Genomic DNA, 21,723 nt, shown 5'->3' on the forward strand with positions numbered 1-21,723 from the left:
CTTTGCGGATATGTCCTCACCCCTCGTGAAACTGGTGGCCCAGCGCATTGCGCTGGGTATCCTCCTGCTGTTGGCCGTATCGGTCCTGATCTTCGCCGGCACCCAAATCCTGCCCGGCGATGTCGCGCAAGCCATCCTCGGACAGTCGGCGACACCGGAATCGCTCGCCAATCTGCGCGAGCAGCTCGGCCTCAACGATCCGGCCTTTATCCGCTATTTCCGCTGGCTCGGCGGCGTCGTGACCGGCGATCTCGGCACCGCCATGTCGAGCGGGCAGGATATTGCGACGTCGATCAAGGGGCGGTTGTGGAATACGCTGTTCCTCGCCTTCTGGGCGGCAGTCGTGGCCGTGCCGCTGGCGATCATCCTCGGCCTGATTGCGGTGCGCTACCGCAATGGCTGGGTCGACAAACTGATCTCCGGACTGGCGCTCGCCTCGACGTCGTTTCCCGAATTTTTTATCGGCTACGTGCTCGTCTATTTCTTTGCCGTGAAATACCAGATCTTCCCCGGCATCTCGACGGTCTATGACGGAATGCCTTTTGGCGAACGCATGCAGGCGATCATGCTGCCGGCGGCGGCGCTGACGCTGGTGGTGCTCGCCCACATGATGCGCATGACGCGCGCCGCGATCCTCAACGTCATGCAATCCGCTTATGTGGAAACCGCCGAGCTCAAGGGGCTTTCGGCATTCGCCGTCATCCGCCGGCATGCCTTTCCCAATGCGATTGCGCCGATCATCAACGTCGTCATCCTCAACCTCGCCTATCTCATCGTCGGCGTCGTCGTGGTCGAGGTGATCTTCGTCTATCCGGGGATGGGGCAATATCTCGTCGACCACGTCACCAAGCGCGACGTGCCGGTGGTGCAGGCGGTCGGCCTGATCTTCGCCGCCGTTTATATCAGCCTCAACATCATTGCGGACATAGCGGCGATCGTCGCCAATCCGCGTCTTAGACACCCGAAATAAGGGGAGCGAGCATGCTCGACATAAAACGCATCCCCGTCCCTGCGCTGATCGGCCTGGTGCTGACTGCGCTGTTCGTGCTGGCGGCGATCTTCGCACCCTGGATCGCGCCGTATGGCAATGGCGAGATCGTCGGCGATGTCTGGGGACCGATGTCGGCGACACATTGGCTGGGCACCGACAATCTCGGCCGCGACCTCCTTTCGCGCATGATCTACGGCGCCCGCGTCACGCTGTTCATCGCGGTGCTGGCCACCGCGCTGTCCTTCTCGCTCGGCGCCATCCTTGGCTTCTCGGCGGCGGTTTTCGGCGGATGGTTCGATACGCTTATGTCGCGCCTCGTCGATCTCCTGATGTCGATCCCGACGCTGATCATGGGCCTGGTCGTGCTCTCGGTGCTGCCAACCAATCTGGTGACGCTGATCCTGGTCATGGGCGTTCTCGACTCGACCCGCGTCTACCGCCTGTCGCGGGCGGTCGCCGTCGACATCAACGTCATGGATTTCGTCGAGGCGGCCAAGCTGCGCGGCGAAGGCAGCGTGTGGATCATCTTCCGCGAGATCCTGCCCAACGCGTTGTCGCCGCTGGTTTCGGAACTCGGCCTGCGCTTCATCTATGCGGTGCTGTTCCTGTCGACGCTGTCCTTCCTCGGCCTCGGCGTGCAGCCGCCTAGCGCCGACTGGGGCGGCATGGTCAAGGAAAACAAGGACGGTATCGTCTTCGGCATCGCGGCAGCGCTCATCCCTGCTGCGGCGATCGCCATGCTGGCGATTTCCGTCAACCTTGTCGCCGACTGGGTGCTCAACCGCACGACAAGCCTGAAGGGAGGGCGCGGATAATGGCTGACCAGCGACCAAAATCCCTGCTGCTCGACATCCGCAATCTGCGCATCGAGGCCACCGTGTTCCCGCCGGGCGAGGCGCCGAAGAACATCGTGCTGGTCCACGACGTCTCGCTGACACTCGAGAAGGGCAAGGTGCTCGGCCTGATCGGCGAGTCCGGCGCCGGCAAGTCGACCATCGGCCTGGCGTCGATGGGCTATGGCCGCGGCGGCGTGCGCATCACCGGCGGTGAGGTCATCCTGAACGGCCGCGACATCCTCAAGGGCGGCAAGGAAGGCTTTCGCAAGCTGCGCGGCCGCGAGGTCTGCTATGTCGCGCAATCGGCTGCCGCCGCCTTCAACCCGGCGCACAGACTGATGGACCAGGTGGTCGAGGCGACGCTGCTGCATGGCACGGCGACACGGGCCGCCGCCGAAAAACGTGCCATCGCGCTGTTCAAGAAGCTCAGCCTGCCGAACCCCGAAAGCATCGGCGAGCGCTTTCCGCACCAGGTGTCCGGCGGCCAGCTGCAGCGTGTGATGACGGCGATGGCGCTGTGCTCCGAGCCCGACCTGATCGTCTTCGACGAGCCAACCACTGCACTCGACGTGACGACGCAGATCGACGTGCTGGCGGCGATCAAGGACGCCATCCGCGACACCCATGTCGCAGCGCTGTACATCACTCATGACCTTGCCGTCGTCGCCCAGGTCTCGGACGAGATCATGGTGCTGCGCCATGGCCGGCTGGTCGAATGGGGCGGCACCCGCCAGATCATCAAGGAACCGCGCCAGGAATACACCAATGCGCTGGTCTCGGTGCATGAGATCGAGCACCAGGAGCAGAAGCCCGGCACGACGCCGTTCCTGTCGGTCAAGAACATCACCGCCGCCTATGGCCGCAGCCACATCAAGGTGCTGAAGAACGTCTCGGTCGACATCTATCCGGGCCAGACGCTGGCCGTGGTCGGCGAGTCCGGGTCGGGCAAGTCGACACTGGCGCGCGCCATCACCGGCCTCTTGCCACCAGAACAAGGCACCGTCACCTTCGACGGGCGTCCGCTCGCCAACCGACTTGCCGACCGGCCCAAGGAAGATCTGCGCCAGTTGCAGATGATCTACCAGATGGCCGACGTGGCGATGAATCCGCGCCAGACCGTCGGCACCATCATCGGCCGGCCGCTCGAATTCTATTTCGGTCTGCGTGGAAGGCAACGTGACGCCCGCGTCGCCGAACTGCTCGACAAGATCGAGATGGGCAAGGGCTTCGTCGACCGCTACCCGGCCGAGCTTTCCGGCGGCCAGAAGCAGCGCGTCTGCATCGCCCGCTCGCTGGCGGCCAAGCCGAAGCTGATCATCTGCGACGAGGTGACCTCGGCGCTCGACCCGCTGGTGGCCAACGGCATCCTGAAGCTGCTGCTCGAGCTGCAGAAGGAGGAAAACGTCGCCTATCTGTTCATCACCCACGACCTCGCGACGGTGAAGTCGATCGCCGATTCGATCGCGGTGATGTATCGCGGCGAGGTGGTGCGCTACGGCGCCAAGAGCCAGGTGCTGGCGCCGCCCTTCGATGCCTATACCGACCTTCTCTTGTCCTCAGTCCCTGAAATGGAGATTGGCTGGCTGGAAAAGGCGATCAAGGGACGGCGCATGGCCAGCGCGGGGAATTAAACATCCCGGTGGCGCTGACGACAAAACTTCTGCTGATCATCCTCGACGGCGTGCCTTACCGCAACTGGCGCCGGCTGATGGGCAATCTCGAAGGCTGGGTGCAATCGGGCGAAGCGCGGATCTGGAAGATGCGCTCCGTGCTGCCATCGACTTCGGCCTGCTGCTATGCCTCGATCCACACCGGCGTGGCGCCGCAGGTGCATGGCATCTTGACCAACGAGAACCGGTTCCGCGTCGAGCAACCTGATATCTTCTCCGAAGTCAGCAAGGCCGGCGGCAAGACCGGCGCGGTCACCCATTCCTACTGGTCAGAATTCTTCCGGGCCTCTCCGTTCGATCTGGTCGAGGACATGGAGTTCGACGAGCCGGGCGGGCCGATCACCCATGGCCGGTTCCACACCATGACCGGCTACAATTCCAGGAACCAGATGACGCCGAGCGACGTCGACCTGTTCGCGACGCTGACCATGCTGACCAGACGCCACGGCATCGACTACGGCATCCTGCACACCTGCACGCTGGATTCGATGGGCCACCGCTTCGGCCACGACTGCCACGAGATGGACCATGCCGTCTATGCGATGGACGGCATGCTCGCCACCTTCCTGCCGAGGTGGCGGGAAGCCGGCTACGAGGTCATCGTCACCGCCGATCACGGCCAGACCGATCGCGGCCATCATGGCGGCCATGACGACGAGATGCAGGATTTTGCTCTGTATTATTTCGGACTGGGCAAGGGTCCGGAGGCCGATACACTGCTCAACCAGCTGCAGCTTGCGCCGACTGTGCTAGCGCGCCTCGGCGTGCCGGTGCCCGCCACCATGAAGGCCAAGTCGTTTCTCGACTGAATGGGGTGGGGTGCCTAGCCTGCTTGCTTACGGAGAACATGAAGCTGGGGCCGAAATGCGCAACGCCAAATGGAGGCCAGATACAGCAGTCAAAATTCGAGACACACCTTGCCAAAATGCTTTTGGGACTCGTAGTGCTTGAAGGCATTGGCGATCTCCTGCAGCGGAAAACCGCGGTCGATAGCAGGCTTCAAACGGTTGGCCTCTATGGCACGAATCATGTCTTCTTGGTCTGCCCTGCTGCCAATCGAGATTCCGCTTACCCTAATCTGATTGGAAAACAGGGCCGGGATCGAAACTTGTCCGGCAAAACCAGTCAAGACACCGATTAGTGCGATGTGGCCGCCCATCCTGCAAGCTGTTATCGACTGCTCCAACGTGCCGGGCCCGCCAACCTCGATCACATGATCGACGCCGCGTCCGTCCGTCAAAATCCTTACCTTCTGGCCCCAATCCGGCACTGCCTTGTAATTGACGACAATGTCGGCTCCAAACCGCTTCAGCTTTTCCAGCTTCTCCTCCGATGAGGAGGTTGCAATAACGCGAGCGCCCGCAATTTTTGCGAATTGCAGCGCGAACAGCGATACACTTCCCGTGCCAAGGACCAGCACCGTATCACCGGGCTTTACCTGCCCGCACACCATCAGGGCTTTCCAGGCGGTAACGCCGGCACAGGTAAGCGTTGCCGCCTCCATATGCGTGAAGTCTGCCGGTGCCCTTGTGAAGGCGTGCCACGGCATGCACACATATTCGCGGGCATAGCCGTCAACATCATCTCCCAATTCGCCCGTCTTATTGGCTGGCGTCGGTTCGCCGGCCAGCCAATGGGGCCAATAGGTGCTGACGACGGCATCTCCGGCCTTGAATTCTTGGACATCATCTGAGACCGCAACCACTTCTCCAGCGCCATCGGACAGCGGGATACGGCCATCGGCGCACGGTTTCTTTCCCAGCGCCACCATGCTGTCGTGGAAATTCAACGAACACGCCCGTATCCTGACAAGCAACTCACCCGGCCCTGGTTCCGGGCAATCCGTCTCGACCAGCTTGAGATTTTCCAAGCCTCCCGGCGCTTTCAGCCTAATCTGTCTCATGGATAGCTCCTTCCGACCGCGCAAGGCTTCATGCGCCCCACCAGTCGCATGGACGATTGAGCGCATCCAACACCGGCATCGGCGATCGATCCGCGAGTCGCGGCCGCAAAGCTGTAGTTGGTCATGACATTCGCTTCTTCAGCTGGGTTAGTGGTTGCGATCGGGACCTTAGTCGCCCGGCAGCGGACCGGTGAGTTACAAAACTGTCGGGAATCCTGCGCGGCGGTGTCGTCCAATGGCGCTCCGTCCGAGGCTGAAGGACTGCACCTTGCCCGACGCGCATGAGCCGCCTTGTGGCCGTCGTCATTGCGAGCCTGACGGCCGCCTTTTGCTTGGCGCCCCTGACTGAGACTGGACCCCTAAGAACGGGGGAACGGTATACTCTGGCAACCTCTCCGCTCTTCGGTTAGCTTTCGAAAATCCGGGCGGAAAGCGGTGAACCTTTTTGGGCCGATCAGCGACAGAGCAGACAGGAGCCAGGCGGCTCGATCGGCCATGACGGCAGCGACGGAAACCGATCGCGCGCTTGTCGGCCGGGTCGCGAAGGGCGACCGCGCCGCCGTGCGGCTCCTGTTCATGCGCCACCACGCGCGGGTCTACCGTTTCGTGGTGCGCCAGACCGGATCGGAAATGATGGCCGACGATATCGCCAACGAGGTGTTTCTCGAACTCTGGCGCCAGGCGCCCGGCTTCGAGGGCCGCTCGGAAGTCTCGACATGGCTGCTCGGCATCGCCCGCTTCAAGGCGCTGTCGTCGCTGCGCAAGAAAAAGGAAGACTGGATCGACGACGATGACGCGGCCCAGATCGCCGACGGCGCCGATACGCCGGAAGTCGTCACCATGAAGGAAGACAAGGGCGCCGCGTTGCGGCGCTTCGTCGATGCCTTGCCGGAAGAACACCGAACGGTGATCGACCTTGCCTATTACCACGGACAGTCGGTGACCGAGATCGGCGAGGTGCTCGGCATTCCGGTTGCCACCGTCAAGACCAGGATGTTCTACGCCCGCAGGAAACTCGGCGAGGCCCTCAAGGCCGCCGGTTACGACAGGGGGTGGCCATGAGCGCCGCTGAAAAGATGTCGCGTCGCGATGAAATGGAAACGCTGCTGCCGTTCTATCTGAACGGCTCGCTTGAAGGTGCGGAGCTCGAAGCCGTCGAGGAATGGCTGGCGACTGACCCGGCAGCGCTTGCCGCACTCGGCGAGGCCGAAGCAGAATTCTCCAGCACCGCTGCATCCAATGAGGCGATCCGTCCGCCGGCCGATGCGCTCAGCCGCTTCGCCCGGGCGCTCGACGCCGAGGCCGGCCCGGTGCGCGCGCCGGCGTCGTCGTCCTGGCTGGCACAAGCGTGGGGCCGCTTCACGGCGGTTCCCGCCGCCGTCGCCTGGGCTGCGGCCGCGGCTCTGCTGGCGCTTGTTGTCGTGCAGTCGTTTGAGCAGCCCGGCGGCTTGGACAGCGATTTCGAAATTGCCGGCCAGCAAGGCGATCTGGCGAAAATGCCGTTCGCGCTGGTGAAGTTCAAGCCGGACGCGAAGATGGCCGACATTGTCGCTTTTCTTGGCGAACACCAGCTGAAGATTGCCGGCGGGCCGACCGCCGAGGGCGTGTTCCGCCTTGGCATCCCGGCCACGACTGCCGCCGACTATGAAAAAGTGCTTGGGCTTATTGCCGCCCAGCCTTTCGCGGAGGCTGTGGTCGAGGGAAGGAAGCCGGTCGATGGCGGCTAGGGCGGTCATTCGATTTGCGGCGCTCGTTGTGGCGGCGATGACGATCGCCGCCGCGCCGGCCTTGGCGCAGACCAATGATCCGAACCTCACCCAGGCAGAAATCGACTGCCTGAACCGAGGGACGGCGGCGGCCGACTGCGTCAAGGGCGACACAGAGGATGGTAGCGGCGAAAGGCCCGGCACAGGTTCCGCCGCGACAGGTGCTGTCTTTCTCCCCGCGCTGATCGTCGACCTGTTCCCCAATCCGGTCGGCGACGGCCAGGCGCCGCTGCCGACGCCCGATCCACGCCGCGATCCGGCCAGCGGTGCGTTGCCGCCGCCGGTCCCGCCCGCCGGTGCGGCAGCGATACAGGCCGCCGCGGCGGGCGGTCCAATCGTTTCGCCCACCGATCTCGTCGCGGCCGAACCGCGGCGCGCCGTCGTCGGTGATTTCGTGCCCGACGAGGTGCTGGTGACGGTGGATGGCGACGCCGTCCAGCAGATCGCCGCTTCCTTTGGCCTCGAGGTGCGCTCGCAGCGCCAGTCTCAGCTGCTCGGCACCACGCTGGTGCGCTTCGGCATTCCCGACGGCCGCCCGGTCGGTGTCGTGCTGGCGCAGCTTGCCGCCGACGGCCGCACCCTGCGGCGCGAGCCCAACCATATCTACTCGCTGCAGCAGGCAGCCACCATCGTCAACTATGCCTTCGAGCGCATCGCGCTCGATTCGAGAGCGGCGAGCGGCGAGAATGTACGCGTCGCCGTCATCGACACCGCCATCGACGATACCAATCCGGCGCTCTCCGGCGTCATCGCCGATCAGTTCGACGCCATGCCCGACGTGCCGATCGAGGCGCGCGATCACGGCACCTCGATCGACGGCCTGATCGCCGGCGTCGGCGCGCTTAAGGGCATGGCGCCGGGCGCCAAGATCTATCACACCCGCGCCTTCGAGGGCGGCAAGTCGACCATGGATGTCATCCTGGCGGCGCTCGACTGGGCGGCGGAGCAGGATGTCCGCATCATCAATATGAGCTTCGTCGGCCCGAAGAACGACCTGCTCGGCATCGCCTGCCGCAATGCTCGCGCCTTGGGCATCGTGCTGGTCGCCGCCGCCGGCAACAACGGACCCAAGGCGCCCTACGGCTACCCGGCCGCCTTCGACGGCGTCATCGCGGTGACTGCTACCGATGCCAAGGACGGGCTGATGCAGCAAGCCAATCGCGGCGCCTACGTCTTCCTCTCCGCTCCCGGCGTCGAGATGGTGGCGCCGAGCGGGGCCGGTTCGGATGTGGTCACCGGCACCTCGTTTGCCGCAGCCATCGTGACCGGCGCGATCGCCAATCTCTTTCATGCCGCGCCCGACCGTTCCGCCGACTGGGTCGAGAAAGCGCTGGCCGCCACGGCAAGGGATCTCGGGCCCAAGGGCAGGGACAATGATTTCGGCTATGGGCTGCTGGATATCAAAGCGGCTGAGGCAGCCAAGGAGTAGGTTTTGCGCTTCAAGCTTCTGTTTGTGCATTATCCCAAACGGCAGCACTTTTTAAGCGACATGCAATAGGCTCAAAACTCGTTGCCGAAGATGCCCGAGATGAGTGGTTTTCTGCCCTCCGCCTCGCCAATCGGAACGAGCAGGCAGCGCCAACAGCAGACGTCCCCGATTGTCGCGGGTAAGCCCTGCCGGCGTTCCCTATGCTGCTCGACTTGGCACTATTCCTTTGACGGCCCAAGCTACGCTCGCAAAACTGCGTGGGCCGTCTGGTTGATCACATAGGTAGGCTTGTCTAACACTGGCTTGAACTTTCTCCGGAACGCCATCAGGCAGCGTGGCCAAGAATGCTGCCAACGTGCCTTGGCCGTTGATAAGTGGAAGCCAATAGTCGTCAAACTTCGCAAATTCCATTCGAATGGTTAGCGTCGCTTCTGTGATTTGTTGAAGGCCAGCACCAACGAATGCGCGCGTCATCTCGCCGGGGAACGTCATGGGTCTCACTAAAGCGAGGCGACGCCGGGCGAATGTACTAGGCTCGATTGCGGCGATGGTATCCCAGAAAATGCGCTGGCTGGGCATTCCCCCAAAGGTGTCCCAAACGGTCGCAGCAACGATGCCACCGGGTCGCACCACGCGAAGCATCTCACTTACCGCCAGATGCGGGTCCGACACAAAATGTAGAACGAGCATAGACAGAGCGCGATCGAATTGATTTTCGCCGAATGGTAACGCACAAGCATCGCCTTGGCTTGCAGTTATCCGAGAGTCGCTGTTCCGCCGCTTCAACGCCTCAATGAATTGTTCCTCGTAATCTATAGCCTCGATGGTTGAGATATTTGCTCGGGCTGGGATCAAGAACGTCAAGCTGCCCGTTCCACATCCAACGTCTATGATCCGCTCTCCATCCGCAGCGCCGGCGAAATCCAAAAACAATGGGGCTAGACGCCTGCTCCATCTGCCCATGTATTGATCGTAGCCATCAGCGCCTTTTGAAATGAAGGTTGAAGACATATTCTGCCTCGAATAAAGGATGCGCAATCGTCGTAGCTTAGCACCCGGCGCACAGGTGGCTAGTAAACATTGACTCAAGGCCGCATGTCCGCTTTGGGGTCAGGGCTTGCCGTAGAAGTTCTCCGAACGAAAGGCCGAGAAGGATCGAACTCGGTCGCTCAGAGTGGTTGAGTTTGACCATTAGGCCTGCGCACCGGCGACCGATCCCCTGATCACCAGATCGACCGGCCAGACTTCGCCGCGGGCGCCCTCTTCCAATCCGGAAATCCGCGCCGCCAGCCGCTCGGCAATGCGCGCGCCGGCCAAGCGGATCGACGAACGCGTCGTCGACAACGGCACCGAAAAATTCTCCGGCTTGAGCCAGGGGAAAACGTCGTCATGGGCGATCAGCGACAGGTCGCCGGGGATGGTCAGGCCGAGATCGCGCACCGCGCGCACGACGCCGAGCGCCATGATCAGGCTGGAGCAGGCGATCGCGGTCGGCGCATCGCTTTGCTCAAGTAGGCGCCTGGCGGCGCGGTAGCCGTTCTCCTCGGTCATGGCGAGGGAACAGACATGGCCTTCGCCAAGCGCCAGACCGCTCGCCGCCAGCGCCCGGCGCACGCCACGCTCGCGGTGAATGGCGAAGGTCTCGCGGTCGTCGCCGTTGATCAGCGCCAGCCGCCGGTGACCGAGCTGGACGAGCAGCCGTGCCGCCTCATGGAAGGCGCCCTCATTGTCGATATCGGTGAAAGGATAGTCGAAATCGAGGCCTTCGCTGCGGCCGTGGACGATGAAGGGGATGCCGAGCGTGTTGACCAGCGCCACCCGCCGGTCGGCCGGCCTCGGCGACGAGATGTAGACGGCGTCGACCTGCCGGTTGGCGACGATGCGCCGATAGGTGGTCTCCTGGTCGTCGGCATCGGCCGGGGACAGCACCAGGTCGAGTTCGTGAGAACGGGCGTAGTCGCCGAGACCGGACAGGAATTCGACGAAATGCGGGTCGATGTCGACGGCCGCCCCGGTCGGCAAGACATAACCGATCATCCCGGTCTTGCCGGTAGCCAGCCGGCGCGCGCTCGGGTTGGGGCGGTAGCCGTGGCGCTTGGCGGCGTCGATCACCCGCCGGCGCGTTTCCTCGTTGACTTCCGGGTAGCCGTTCAGCGCACGGCTTACCGTTGTCTGCGAAAGCGCCAGCATGTGGGAAAGCTGTTTGAGGTTCACCGGAGGCCTCCAAGCCTCAAAGCGCTTTAACTATGGATCGCCTGCCCCCGCCGCGGGCAGCGCTGCCGAATGCAAAGACCATAAGCACCCTTTTTAACCGGTTTGAAGCAAAATTTGCTGTTGCAGCGCCGAAAAGCGTGCTGCAGTGCCCTTTGTTCGCTATCTATGTCGAGAGATTAAATCGATCACGCTACCGTCCTCTTGACTTCTGGTCGATTCGGTGGCGTGATCGAAACGACCAAAGCGCTTTGGAAGACTCTTCGAAAGGTTGCGGTTCCTTTCCGACTGAGTCACAGTCCTGCAGCGTCGGCGGACGGAATGGAGGTTTCGTCCGAGTGCTTGTGACCACTGGGAGGAATACCGATGAAGAAAATGCTTCTGCTGGGTGCCGCGTTTGTCACGCTCGCCCTAGGCGCGCCGGCGCAAGCCGAACTGAAGTTCAAGCCGGGTGAAGACCCCCGCTTCAACTGGGCGAACTACGAAGAGCTCAAGAAGGTCGACCTCAAGGGCGAGACGCTGTCGATCTTCGGACCATGGCGCGGCGAGGACGAAGCCCTCATCCGCACCGTTCTCGACTATTTCTCGGAGGCCACCGGCGCCGAGATCAAATACTCCTCGTCGGAAAATTACGAACAGCAGATCGTCATCGACACGCAGGCCGGCAGCCCGCCCAACATCGCCGTGCTGCCGCAGCCGGGCCTGATCCAGGATCTGGCGTCCAAGGGCCTGCTGACGCCGCTCGGCGACGACACCGCCAACTGGATCAAGGACAATTACGGCGCCGGCCAGTCATGGGTCGATCTCGGCACCTTCAACGACAAGGACGGCAAGCCGGGCTTCTTCGCCTTCCCGTACAAGGCCGACGTGAAATCGCTGGTCTGGTACTCGCCGGACAATTTCGAGGAAGCCGACTACGAGGTGCCGAAGACGCAGGAAGAGCTCGCCGAGCTTGAAAAGAAGATCATCGCCGACGGCGGCACACCATGGTGCATCGGGCTCGGTTCGGGCGGCGCCACCGGCTGGCCGGCGACCGACTGGGTCGAGGACATCATGCTGCGCACCCAGACGCCCGAGACTTACGACAAATGGGTGAAGAACGAGATTCCGTTCAACGACCCCGCGGTGGTCAACGCCATCGACATGTTCGGCAAGATCGCGACCGACGACAAGATGGTCGACGGCGGCGCCAAGGCAGTTGCGGCGACCGACTTCCGCGACAGCCCGAAAGGCCTCTTCTCGGTGCCGCCTAAATGCTACTTGCATCATCAGGCTTCGTTCATCCCGACCTTCTTCCCGGAAGGCACTGAGGTCGGCCAGGACGTCGACTTCTTCTACTTCCCACCTTACGCCTCCAAGCCCGACCTCGGCACCCCGGTGCTCGGCGCCGGCACGCTGGCCATGATCACCAAGGATAGCAAGAGTGCCCGCGCGTTCATCGAATTCCTGAAGATGCCGCTCGCCCATGAGATCTGGATGGCGCAGGGCGGCTTCGTGACGCCGTTCAAGTCGGCCAACAAGGACGCCTATGCCAGCGACGCGCTGAAGAAGCAGGGCGAAATCCTTGCCGAAGCCTCGACGTTCCGCTTCGACGGGTCCGATCTGATGCCGGGCAAGATCGGCGCCGGCGCCTTCTGGACCGGCATGATCGATCTCGTCGGCGGCAAGTCCGCCCAGGATGTCGCCACCGACATCCAGAAGAGCTGGGACGCGATCAAGTAGGCGGCCCGGCTGAACGTTCGGACTGCCGATCCTGAATGGATCCGGGCCTCAGTGGCCCGGATCCGACCGGCGGCCCGCGGCGCAGTAATCTTTGTTTGTGAGCACATTCCGGCATGACGCGCGACCCGCAAGAGCAGAACCCGCCTCGCATCCGGTCGCATTCCAAACAACTGAATCGGCCATGATTCCGTCGCCAAGGCCATTCTCGACTGGCGGATCATGCGCAGAGGGAGGGACCCGTGGCGGCACAGATTTTCTCGGCCATAACAGTCATCATCGTCGGCGTCGGCGGCTGCGTCGCCTATTTCTGGGGCGCCAACAAACTGGTGGACATCATCTTCCCGTCGCGCGGCGTTGCAGGTGCTGCGGCCATCGACAATCTGCGCCGGCAGGGGATGATCCGGCCGTGGCTGTTCGTCGGCCCGGCCATGATCATCCTCACCATCTACCTGATCTACCCGGTCGTGGAGACTCTGAGGCTGTCGTTGCTCGATCGCGGTGGCGCCAATTTCGTCGGCTTCGCCAATTATGAATGGGCGTTCGGCGACCGCGAGTTCCGCAACGCCATCTTCAACAACATCATCTGGCTGGCGGTCGTGCCTGCCGCCTGCACCTTCCTCGGGCTGATCATCGCCGTCCTTACCGACAAGATCTGGTGGGGCACCATCGCCAAGAGCCTGATTTTCCTGCCGCTGGCCATCTCCTTCGTCGGCGCCAGCGTCATCTGGAAATTCATCTACGAGTATCGCGGCGCGGGCCAGACGCAGATCGGTCTGCTCAACGCCATCATCCAGTATTTCGGCGGCCAGCCTCAGGTCTGGATCTCGCTGCCGTTCTGGAACAATTTCTTCCTGATGATCATCCTGATCTGGATCCAAACCGGCTTTGCCATGGTCATCCTGTCCTCTGCCTTGCGGGGTATTCCCGAAGAGACGCTGGAGGCGGCCGTCATCGACGGCGCCAATCCGTTCCAGATCTTCTGGAAGATCATGGTGCCGCAGATCTGGGGCACGATCGCCGTCGTCTGGACCACGATCACCATCCTGGTGCTGAAGGTTTTCGACATCGTGCTGACCATGACCAACGGCCAATGGAACAGCCAGGTTCTGGCCAATCTGATGTTCGACTGGATGTTCCGCGGCGGCGGCGATTTCGGCCGCGGCGCCACCATCGCCATCATCATCATGATCGCGGTCATTCCGATCATGGTCTGGAACATCCGCCAGGCCAACAAAGAGACGGGAGGGCATTGAGATGGCCGCGGCGACCGGAAAGTCCTTTGCCAGCCGTTTCGGCGTCCATATCGCGGTCTTCATCTTCGTCGCGATCTGGACTATCCCGACGCTCGGCATTCTCGTCTCGTCGCTGCGCGACAAGGATCAGATCATCGCCTCGGGCTGGTGGAACTCGTTCGCCAGTTCCACCCAGACGGAAGCGGGCCGGCTGCCACCCGCCTCGGCGCAAGTCGAGAAGGACGGCAAGTTCGTCCTCGAGGGCAACATCTTCGGCGACGATCCGGCCCGCGACATCAGCGCCTTCGGCGTCAAGTCGTCGGCGCCGACGCAATATCCCGCCGGCACCACAGCCGATCTCGGCGACGGCGAGACCTTGCAGCTCAACGCCGACGGCAGTTTCGTCATGACCTCAACGAAGGCCTTCGAGGGCGAGCGCGGCCAGCGCGTCTACTACGCCTCGTCGGCGCCGCCGAAATTCACCACCGACAATTACGACACGGTGCTGTTTTCGGAAGGCATCGGCCGCTCCTTCATGAATTCGCTGACCGTCACCATTCCGGCGACGGTCATCCCGATCCTGATCGCGGCATTCGCGGCCTATGCGCTGGCCTGGATGCGCTTTCCCGGCCGCGCATTGCTCATAGCGGTCATCATCGGGCTCTTGGTCGTGCCGCTGCAAATGTCGCTGATCCCGCTGCTGAAGCTCTACAACGGCGTCGGCAGCTTCTTCGGCGTGCCGTCGAAAACCTATCTCGGCATCTGGCTGGCGCATACCGGCTTCGGCCTGCCCTTCGCCATCTATCTCCTCAGAAGCTACATTGCCGGCCTGCCGCGCGAAATCATGGAATCGGCGCGCATCGACGGCGCCAGCGATTTCGAGATCTTCGTCAAGATCGTGCTGCCGCTGTCATTCCCGGTGCTGGCCTCCTTCGCCATCTTCCAGTTCCTCTGGGTGTGGAACGACCTGCTGGTCGCGATGGTTTTCCTCGGTACCGAGGGCGACCAGATCGTGCTGACTGCCAAGCTCAACGCGTTGCTCGGCTCGCGCGGCGGCGACTGGGAGATTCTGACGACATCGGCTTTCATCACCATTGTCGTGCCGCTGATCGTGTTCTTCTCGCTGCAGCGCTATTTCGTCCGCGGGCTGCTCGCCGGCTCGGTGAAAGGAGGTTGAGCTTATGCAATCCGCTGTGAAAGCGACATTGAGCCCCGACGTCGCCGTCAACCGCGACTGGTGGCGAGGTGCCGTGATCTACCAGATCTATCCGCGCAGCTACCAGGACTCCAACGGCGACGGCATCGGCGACCTCAGGGGCATCATCCGCAGGCTGCCCTATATCGCGGCGCTCGGCGTCGATGCCATCTGGATCTCGCCGTTCTTCAGGTCGCCGATGAAGGATTTCGGCTACGACGTATCAGACTATTGCGACGTCGATCCGATGTTCGGCACGCTGGCCGATTTCGATGCCTTGACTGCCGAGGCGCACAGGCTCGGGCTCAAGGTGATGATCGACGAGGTGCTGTCGCATACTGCCGACATCCATCCGTGGTTTAGGGAAAGCCGCTCGAGCCGCACCAACCCGAAGGCGGACTGGTATGTCTGGGCCGACGCCAAGCCCGACGGCACGCCACCCAACAACTGGCTGTCGATCTTCGGCGGTTCGGCCTGGCAGTGGGACACCAGCCGCCAGCAATATTACCTGCATAATTTCCTGGCCGAGCAGCCCGATCTCAACTTCCACAGCCGCGCGGTCCAGGATGCGCTGCTCGATGTCACCCGCTTCTGGCTGGAGCGCGGCGTCGACGGCTTCCGCCTCGACACCATCAATTTCTACTTCCACAGCCAGGGCCTGGAGGACAATCCGCCGCTGCCGCCCGAACAGCGCAACGACCAGACTGCTCCTTCCGTAAACCCCTACAACTACCAGGACCACCTCTACGACAAGAGCCGTCCCGAAAATCTCGGTTTCCTCGAACGCTTCCGCGCCCTGCTTGATGAATATCCGGCGACGGCGGCGGTCGGCGAAGTCGGCGATTCGCAGCGCGGGCTGGAGGTGGTGGCGGCCTACACCGCCGGCAGCAAGCGCGTGCACATGTGCTATTCGTTCGACTTCCTGGCGCCCGAAAAGATCAGCGCGGCAAAGGTGCGTTCAGTGCTGGAGGCCTTCGGCAAGGTCGCCAGCGACGGCTGGTCGTGCTGGGCCTTCTCCAACCATGACGTGATGCGCACTGCCTCGCGCTGGGCGGCCGACGAGGCCGACCGGACCGCTTATCTCAAGGTGATCTCGGCGCTGCTGATGTCGCTGCGCGGCTCGGTCTGTATCTATCAGGGCGAGGAACTTGGTCTTGGCGAAGCGGAATTGCAATTCGAGGATCTGCGGGACCCCTACGGCATCCGCTTCTGGCCGGAGTTCAAGGGCCGCGACGGCTGTCGCACGCCGATGGTCTGGAATGGCGCCGACAGCAATGGCGGCTTCTCCAAGGCAAAGCCCTGGCTGCCCGTGCCCACCAAGCACCTTTCGCAAGCGGTCGATGTGCAGCAGGGCGACAACAGCTCGCTGCTCGAACATTACCGGCGCTTTCTTGCCTTCCGCCGTTTACATCCGGCGCTGGCCAAGGGCGAAATCGACTTCATCGAAAGCCAGGGCGATACGGTCGCCTTCACGCGCCGCGAGGGCAATGAGCAGATCGTCTGCGCCTTCAATCTTGGCAGCCGACCGGCCGAAATCGATCTCGGCGGACGCTCGCTGCAGCCCTTGCCGGGGCACGGGTTTTCGGGACAGACTGTCGCCGGCTCTATCCGCCTCGGCGGCTACGGCGCCTGGTTCGGGCGCATCGACTGAGTTGGCAATTCACTGGAGGGAATCATGGCCGATGTCACGCTAAGGCAAGTGAAGAAATCATACGGCAATCTCAATATTCTCCACGGCATCGACCTCGACATCAAGTCGGGCGAGTTCATCGTCTTCGTCGGCCCTTCGGGCTGTGGCAAGTCGACCTTGCTGCGGTCCATCGCCGGGCTTGAGGAAATCACCTCCGGCGAGCTCAAGATCGACGGCGAGGTGGTGAACGACGTGCCACCGTCGAAGCGCGGCATCGCCATGGTGTTCCAGTCCTATGCGCTCTATCCGCACATGACCGTCTACGACAACATGGCGTTCTCGATGAAGATCGGCAAGGAGAGCAAGGCCGAGATCGACAAGCGGGTGCGCCAGGCGGCGGAAATCCTGCAGCTGACCAAATATCTCGACCGCTTGCCCAAGGCGATGTCGGGCGGCCAGCGCCAGCGCGTCGCCATCGGCCGCGCCATCGTGCGTAACCCGAAGGTCTTCCTGTTCGACGAGCCGCTGTCGAACCTCGACGCGGCACTGCGGGTTGCCACCCGCATCGAGATCGCCAAGCTCAAGGAGTCGATGCCTGCTACAACGATGATCTACGTCACCCACGACCAGGTCGAGGCGATGACGCTGGCCGACCGCATCGTCGTGCTCAAGGAGGGCCATATCGAGCAGGTCGGCACGCCGATGGAGCTCTACAAGAGACCCGGCAATTTGTTCGTCGCCCAGTTCATCGGCTCGCCGGCCATGAACATCCTGCCGGCGACGATCGACAAATCAGGCGACCCGACCATCGTCAGTCATGTCGGCGGGCGCAAGGCGACGGTGCCGATCGCCACGCCGGCGTCAGTGAAGGGTGCTTCGGTCAGCTTCGGCGTGCGGCCGGAGGATCTGATGATCGCCACCGGCGCCGATTATCTTTTCGAGGGAACGGTGGATTATGTCGAGCAGCTCGGCGAGGTCCAGCTCGTCTATGTCGACATCGGCCGCGCCGACCTGCCGCTGGTGACCAAGCTGCCAGGCAATGTCGAAGTCAAGCGCGGCGCTGCGTTGCGGTTGAATGCCGATCCCGGCGACCTGCATATTTTCGACGTCGACGGACATTCCTTCACACTCCACATGGCGGAAGCAAAGGCAGCCTAACTACTGGATCAGGCAGTTTGGCGAAGGCAAAAACAAGAGCGGCGGGCAAGGCCCGCCGCTCTTGTGCATTGCATTCAGGTCGCTGTTAGCGGCCGAACAGGTTCCGGTCGCTGCCCTGCGGGGCGGACTTCTGTACGTCGCCCGAGGAATTGAGCAGCTTGTAAACCGGCGAGCCGGTATTGCTTACCGAAAACGTCTGCGTGTTGTCGACGTTGACGGTCGCCTGCTTGTTGATGTCGGTTCCGCCAACGTTGTCGTTGCGGGCATAGGCGCTGCCGGCAGCAATCAAAAGTGCCGCAGCGGTGAGAACGATCTTCTTCATTTCAGTAATCCTGGATTTTCGTATCCCATCAGCGCGGCGGCCGCGGTCTTTGTGAAAGACAATGCCGCCGCTGCTGTTGGGATCGACATTAGTTGTTGCCGAAGAGGTTACGGTCGCTGCCATTGACGGGCTTCTCGTCAGCCGGAACCGGATTCTGCGCCGAAGCCGAATTCTGAATCGAAGCTGTGTACGAGCCGTTGTCGACCGCAGCGGCCGGCTGGTTGGCGCCGTTCGATCCAAAGTTGTCGCTGCCGGCAAAAGCGCTGCCGGAGACAGCCAGGATGGCGACGGTGGCAAGAATGATCTTCTTCATTTCTAGTACTCCTGAATTTTTCAGATCCCGAGCGGCGGACTGGCCGCTTTGTCTTGTTGTTTGACCATGATCTTTTCCAAAAACCGGTTTCCACTTCGGGATCATGGTCTGGGATCAGCTGTTAATTGTTGCCGAAAAGGTTGCGGTCGGCGCCCTGGTCGACGGGCTTTTCAGCGTGAGCCGACTTCTGAATGGAAGCCGTATACGAACTGTCGACCGAGGCGGTCGGCTGATTGGCGCCGTTGGACCCATAATGGTCGCTGCCAGCAAAGGCGCTGCCGGTGATGGCCAGAACGGCGACGGCAGTAAGAGCAATCTTTTTCATTTTTGGAACTCCAGTATCTTTAGTTTTCCGTCCGTCTAGCGGCGTGTCTTGGGAGGAATTCGCGTCGTTCGGACAGCCCCGATGTGGGAAGGCCATCCGGCGGATTCCAATCACGAAGTTGTTCCGTGTGGACCAAGAATCTACACCTTGAAATTGTACCAGAGGCTTCTATCGTCATTGCTTTCTGGCTTGTTTTCAAAGGTTTAGGACAAAGAGGCTAATCGACCATTGACGGATTGCCGGACCTGCGTTCACAGTGTCATGCACGCATTGTCAACAGAAACGAACCGTTCGGTTCGATTTTAGAAGCGGCTTAAAAAGCCGGCGCTGAGTTGTTGTCGAATCGTTAACCATTTCGGCGCCCTGCAATGGTCAATCCGGCACGCTTTCAGAACCGGCAGCGCTCGCAGCAGGCGCAAAGTTCACCTTCCTCAAATCCCGGCCCACAGGTTTCGCCGGCGGTGTCGCGCCGCATGGATACGATGTCGCTTTCATGCGGACAGTCAGCCGGCCGTCATGATTAGATCACGCCATCTCAGGTGCCGCTTGGTGACGACGAAGCGGAGAATTGGGAAGCCGGTCAGAACCCGGCGCTGCCCCCGCAACGGTGGTGGAGTTCAAGTCGCAACGGGAGACCACTGGGCCCAAGCCTGGGAAGGTGTCGCGATGGTCCGCAAGGACACTCCAGAGCCCGGAAACCAGCCCGAGATTTCTAGACTCGACTGATCGCGGTGGGCGGTCAAGAGGTGGATAGTGCATGTCCGGCCCTGTCGCCGGCTTGCGGCCGATCCTCCCTCCATCACCACCAGTTCAGTCTTTGGAGCGACGTGCGTCCATTTGGACGCACAAAGTACGCTCCAAGACTTTGAATTGCGCATCGTGCTTTCCGAAATCGATTCCGATTTCGGGCCGATGCGACGGCTATGAGGACAGGACATGGATGCGCGCAACGACATGCTGAGGCTCTTGCACGGCCGCAGGGAAGGCTACTCGCTCGAGCAGCCCTTCTACACCGATCCCGATTTCTTCAAGCTCGACATGGAGCTGATCTGGTATCGCGACTGGGTGTTCATCGGCCACGATTGCGAGTTGCCGAAGCCGGGCAGCTACATCACCGCCCAGATCGGCGACTATCCGGTCGTGCTGGTCCGCGACCAGCAAGGCAAGATCAACGCCTTCCACAATTCCTGCCGGCATCGCGGCAGCCGCGTCTGCAACGCCGACAAGGGTACGGCGGCGAAGCTCGTCTGCCCCTATCACCAGTGGACCTACGAGCTGGACGGCCGGCTCTTGTTCGCAAGGCAGATGGCGGACAGCTTCGACAAGAGCCAGTTCAGCCTGAAGCCGGTGGCTTGCGAAAGCATCGGTGGCTACATCTTCGTCTGCCTGGCCAAGGAGCCCGCCGATTTCGCGCCGATGCGCGCCATGATCGAGCCTTACCTCCTGCCGCACCGGCTGCGCGAGGCAAAGGTCGCCTTCGAATCGACCATCGTCGAGAAGGGCAACTGGAAGCTCGTCTGGGAGAACAACCGCGAGTGCTATCATTGCGCCGGCAACCATCCGGAACTGTGCAAGACATTCCCGGAAGCGCCGACCGTGACCGGCGTGCAGGGCGCCGACAGCGATCCGGAGATGCTCGCGCACTGGGCGAAATGCGAGGCGGCGGGCCTGCCGAGCAAGTTCCGCATCGATCCGGCCGGGCAGTATCGCGCCACCCGCGCGCCGCTGCTGCGCGACGCCGTCAGCTATACGATGACGGGAAGACGCGCGGTGAAGAAGAACCTTTCCGACAGCGTTTCGACCGACCGTATCGGCTCGCTGCTGCTCTATCACTATCCGACGACCTGGAACCATATCCTCGGCGATCACGCGGTCACCTTCCGCGTGCTGCCGATCAGTGCCACGGAAACGGCCGTCACCACCAAATGGCTTGTCCATAAGGACGCGGTCGAAGGCGTCGATTACGACCTCGCCGATCTCACCCATGTCTGGACCGAGACCAACGACCAGGACCGCCGCATCGTTGAGGAAAACTCCTTCGGCATCCTGTCGCCGGCCTATGAGCCCGGCCCCTATTCGGAACTGCATGAGGGCGGCGTCATCCAGTTCGTCGAATGGTACGCCTCCTTCATCGGGCCGCGCCTTGCCGAGGCCGGCCGGCCGGCGCTGCGCAGCGTCGCCTGAGCGAGGTCAAGGGGATGAATGCGATGACGGACCTTGGCCTCTACCGCCATCTCGACGAGATGGCGCCCTGGAACGACAGGCTCCAGGTGCTGGAAGTGATCGGCGTCAGCGACGAGGCGCCTGACGTGAAGACCTTCACCTTCCGCTCCGATAACCAGACCTGGTTCCGCTACAGACCGGGGCAGTTCGTGACGCTTGAACTGCCGACCACCGACGGCCCGCTGATGCGGACCTATACGCTGTCGTCCTCGCCGTCGCGGCCGTTCTCGATCGCGGTGACGGTGAAAGCGCAGGCCGGCAGCCTCGGCACGCGCTGGATGTTCGACAGTCTGAAGCCCGGTGTTCACGTGAAGGCCTATGGGCCGACGGGCGACTTTTCGCTGCACAGCCATCCCGCGGCCAAGTATCTGTTCATTTCGGCCGGCTCCGGCGTGACGCCGATGATGTCGATGCTGCGCTGGCTGAACGACTGCGCGCCATGGACAGATGTCGGCTTCGTCAACTGCGCGCGAAAGCCCGAGGAGATCATCTTCCGCAAGGAGCTCGAGCTGCTCGGCAGCCGCATGCCGGGCCTGACGCTCGGCTTCATGATCGAGGAGCGGTCCAGCCGCGAGGGCTGGTTCGGCCATATGGGCCGGATCGACGCGATACGGCTGCCGCTGCTGGCGCCCGATTTTCGCGAGCGCGAAATTTTCTGCTGCGGCCCCGACCCGTTCATGCGCGCGGTGCGGCAGATGCTGGAGGCAGCCGGCTTCGACATGGCCAACTATCATCAGGAAAGCTTTGCCGCCCCAGGGGTGGAGGAAATGCCGGCGCCGTTCGCATCGCCGGCAAAG

At 62.3% G+C, this 21,723-nt stretch carries 20 protein-coding genes and 1 riboswitch; of the genes, 14 read left to right on the top strand and 6 right to left on the bottom strand.

All coding sequences use genetic code 11. The features are described from left to right. Positions 1-10: 10 nt before the first annotated feature. The 4 genes from AC0L14_RS03765 to AC0L14_RS03780 are packed head-to-tail and all read left to right on the top strand — an operon-like array spanning position 11 to position 4,306. On the top strand, positions 11-970 hold the full coding sequence (locus AC0L14_RS03765) for an ABC transporter permease (RefSeq protein WP_473748681.1): 960 nt from the start codon (positions 11-13) through the stop codon (positions 968-970). 11 nt (positions 971-981) lie between these two features. Continuing rightward, positions 982-1,806: an ABC transporter permease gene (locus AC0L14_RS03770; RefSeq protein ID WP_473526219.1), complete on the top strand. Its 825-nt coding sequence runs from the start codon at positions 982-984 to the stop codon at positions 1,804-1,806. Continuing rightward, positions 1,806-3,458 (top strand): ABC transporter ATP-binding protein, encoded by a 1,653-nt coding sequence (locus AC0L14_RS03775; RefSeq protein WP_473526220.1) that lies wholly within the window; start codon positions 1,806-1,808, stop codon positions 3,456-3,458. The genes AC0L14_RS03770 and AC0L14_RS03775 overlap by 1 nt, the downstream gene beginning before the upstream one ends. A gap of 8 nt (positions 3,459-3,466) precedes the next feature. Continuing rightward, on the top strand, positions 3,467-4,306 hold the full coding sequence (locus AC0L14_RS03780; RefSeq protein WP_473748682.1) for an alkaline phosphatase family protein: 840 nt from the start codon (positions 3,467-3,469) through the stop codon (positions 4,304-4,306). A gap of 89 nt (positions 4,307-4,395) precedes the next feature. On the opposite strand, the gene AC0L14_RS03785 is transcribed toward AC0L14_RS03780, so the two are convergent. Beyond that, on the bottom strand, positions 4,396-5,400 hold the full coding sequence (locus AC0L14_RS03785; protein ID WP_473748683.1) for a zinc-dependent alcohol dehydrogenase family protein: 1,005 nt from the start codon (positions 5,398-5,400) through the stop codon (positions 4,396-4,398). 495 nt (positions 5,401-5,895) lie between these two features. On the opposite strand from AC0L14_RS03785, the gene AC0L14_RS03790 reads away from it, so the two are divergent. The 3 genes from AC0L14_RS03790 to AC0L14_RS03800 are packed head-to-tail and all read left to right on the top strand — an operon-like array spanning position 5,896 to position 8,595. Beyond that, on the top strand, positions 5,896-6,462 hold the full coding sequence (locus AC0L14_RS03790; protein ID WP_473748684.1) for a sigma-70 family RNA polymerase sigma factor: 567 nt from the start codon (positions 5,896-5,898) through the stop codon (positions 6,460-6,462). Next, on the top strand, positions 6,459-7,127 hold the full coding sequence (locus tag AC0L14_RS03795) for an anti-sigma factor (RefSeq protein ID WP_473748685.1): 669 nt from the start codon (positions 6,459-6,461) through the stop codon (positions 7,125-7,127). The genes AC0L14_RS03790 and AC0L14_RS03795 overlap by 4 nt, the downstream gene beginning before the upstream one ends. Next, positions 7,117-8,595, top strand: coding sequence for a S8 family serine peptidase (locus AC0L14_RS03800; protein WP_473748686.1), 1,479 nt, complete (start codon positions 7,117-7,119; stop codon positions 8,593-8,595). The genes AC0L14_RS03795 and AC0L14_RS03800 overlap by 11 nt, the downstream gene beginning before the upstream one ends. Before the next feature lie 198 nt (positions 8,596-8,793). Here the strand turns inward: AC0L14_RS03800 and AC0L14_RS03805 are convergent, their stop codons facing one another. Both AC0L14_RS03805 and AC0L14_RS03810 read right to left on the bottom strand, forming a co-directional pair. Then, on the bottom strand, positions 8,794-9,606 hold the full coding sequence (locus tag AC0L14_RS03805) for a class I SAM-dependent methyltransferase (RefSeq protein WP_473748687.1): 813 nt from the start codon (positions 9,604-9,606) through the stop codon (positions 8,794-8,796). 180 nt (positions 9,607-9,786) lie between these two features. Further along, on the bottom strand, positions 9,787-10,809 hold the full coding sequence (locus AC0L14_RS03810) for a substrate-binding domain-containing protein (RefSeq protein ID WP_473526225.1): 1,023 nt from the start codon (positions 10,807-10,809) through the stop codon (positions 9,787-9,789). A gap of 363 nt (positions 10,810-11,172) precedes the next feature. On the opposite strand from AC0L14_RS03810, the gene AC0L14_RS03815 reads away from it, so the two are divergent. The 5 genes from AC0L14_RS03815 (at position 11,173) to AC0L14_RS03835 (ending at position 17,743) form a co-directional block, all read left to right on the top strand. Next, complete coding sequence (locus AC0L14_RS03815; RefSeq protein WP_473484359.1) at positions 11,173-12,528, top strand: ABC transporter substrate-binding protein; 1,356 nt, start codon at positions 11,173-11,175, stop codon at positions 12,526-12,528. Between the two features lie 239 nt (positions 12,529-12,767). Next, positions 12,768-13,781 (top strand): carbohydrate ABC transporter permease, encoded by a 1,014-nt coding sequence (locus tag AC0L14_RS03820; protein WP_473526226.1) that lies wholly within the window; start codon positions 12,768-12,770, stop codon positions 13,779-13,781. A gap of 1 nt (position 13,782) precedes the next feature. Beyond that, positions 13,783-14,937 carry a carbohydrate ABC transporter permease gene (locus AC0L14_RS03825; RefSeq protein WP_473526227.1) on the top strand — a complete coding sequence of 385 codons (1,155 nt, stop codon included), beginning with the start codon at positions 13,783-13,785 and terminating at the stop codon, positions 14,935-14,937. Between the two features lie 4 nt (positions 14,938-14,941). After that, on the top strand, positions 14,942-16,606 hold the full coding sequence (gene bglA, locus AC0L14_RS03830; protein WP_473748688.1) for a beta-galactosidase BglA: 1,665 nt from the start codon (positions 14,942-14,944) through the stop codon (positions 16,604-16,606). A gap of 24 nt (positions 16,607-16,630) precedes the next feature. After that, the gene (locus AC0L14_RS03835; protein ID WP_473748689.1) at positions 16,631-17,743 is read left to right on the top strand and encodes an ABC transporter ATP-binding protein; all 1,113 of its coding nucleotides are present in this window, start codon (positions 16,631-16,633) and stop codon (positions 17,741-17,743) included. Between the two features lie 85 nt (positions 17,744-17,828). On the opposite strand, the gene AC0L14_RS03840 is transcribed toward AC0L14_RS03835, so the two are convergent. The 3 genes from AC0L14_RS03840 to AC0L14_RS03850 all read right to left on the bottom strand — a co-directional run bounded on the left by AC0L14_RS03840 (position 17,829) and on the right by AC0L14_RS03850 (position 18,703). Beyond that, entirely contained in the window at positions 17,829-18,065 is a 237-nt protein-coding gene (locus AC0L14_RS03840; protein ID WP_473637235.1) for a DUF680 domain-containing protein, read from the bottom strand. Positions 18,066-18,153: 88 nt separating this feature from the next. Further along, complete coding sequence (locus AC0L14_RS03845; RefSeq protein WP_473637315.1) at positions 18,154-18,378, bottom strand: DUF680 domain-containing protein; 225 nt, start codon at positions 18,376-18,378, stop codon at positions 18,154-18,156. 121 nt (positions 18,379-18,499) lie between these two features. Beyond that, positions 18,500-18,703 (bottom strand): DUF680 domain-containing protein, encoded by a 204-nt coding sequence (locus AC0L14_RS03850; RefSeq protein WP_123146291.1) that lies wholly within the window; start codon positions 18,701-18,703, stop codon positions 18,500-18,502. A 520-nt stretch (positions 18,704-19,223) separates the two neighbouring features. Further along, a riboswitch (cobalamin riboswitch) is annotated at positions 19,224-19,424 on the top strand. 215 nt (positions 19,425-19,639) lie between these two features. Here AC0L14_RS03850 and AC0L14_RS03855 point away from each other — a divergent pair. Both AC0L14_RS03855 and AC0L14_RS03860 read left to right on the top strand, forming a co-directional pair. Beyond that, positions 19,640-20,887 (top strand): aromatic ring-hydroxylating oxygenase subunit alpha, encoded by a 1,248-nt coding sequence (locus AC0L14_RS03855; RefSeq protein ID WP_473748690.1) that lies wholly within the window; start codon positions 19,640-19,642, stop codon positions 20,885-20,887. 23 nt (positions 20,888-20,910) lie between these two features. Beyond that, the coding region (locus tag AC0L14_RS03860) for an FAD-binding oxidoreductase (RefSeq protein ID WP_473748691.1) at positions 20,911-21,723 on the top strand (813 nt) is incomplete at its 3' end.

This window comes from Mesorhizobium sp. WSM4841 (assembly GCF_055811515.1).